We start from the raw sequence: 634 nt of genomic DNA on the forward strand, positions 1-634 counted from the left end.
TAATCAAAAGAAGAGTTATGGTAATAAAACAGGAGAAGAATACTTAAATTGGATTAAAGAGTTGACTCCATTGCTAGCTGAAAAATTAGCTGATGATGGTTCATTAGTTGTTGAATTAGGTAATAGTTGGGAGCCTGGTAGACCCGTTCAAAGCTTGTTGGCTTTGAAGGCATTAATGTCTATTGCAGAATCTGCAGAAACAAATTTAAGACTTATACAAGAATTTGTTTGCTATAACCCTTCTCGATTACCTTCTCCTGCACAATGGGTCACAGTTAATCCTCTTCGTACTGTTGATAGCTACACACATGTATGGTGGTTTTCAAAAACAGACTATCCAAAAGCTGATAACAGAAAAGTGCTAAGACCCTACAGTGAAGCTATGAAAAGTTTATTAAAAAGAGGGTCTTATAATGCAGGAAAGAGACCATCGGAACATAGTATTGGGGAAAAAAGTTTCCTAAATGATAGAGGTGGTGCAATTTCTCACAATTTATTTGAAATAGAAAGTATTGATGAAAATAGAAAACCTAGGTTACCTAATGCCTTTTCTTTCTCTAATTCAGCATCGAACGATTTTTTTCATAGAGAGTGCAAAAGACAGAACATAACAGTTCATCCAGCAAGAATGCCC

General features: G+C 35.5%; 1 protein-coding gene. It reads left to right on the top strand.

The annotated features are described in order from the left end of the window. The coding region (locus ACTHUR_RS15350) for a DNA methyltransferase (protein WP_440399495.1) at window positions 1-634 on the top strand (634 nt) is incomplete at both ends.

It is taken from the genome of Neisseria sp. P0021.S007, from assembly GCF_051956855.1.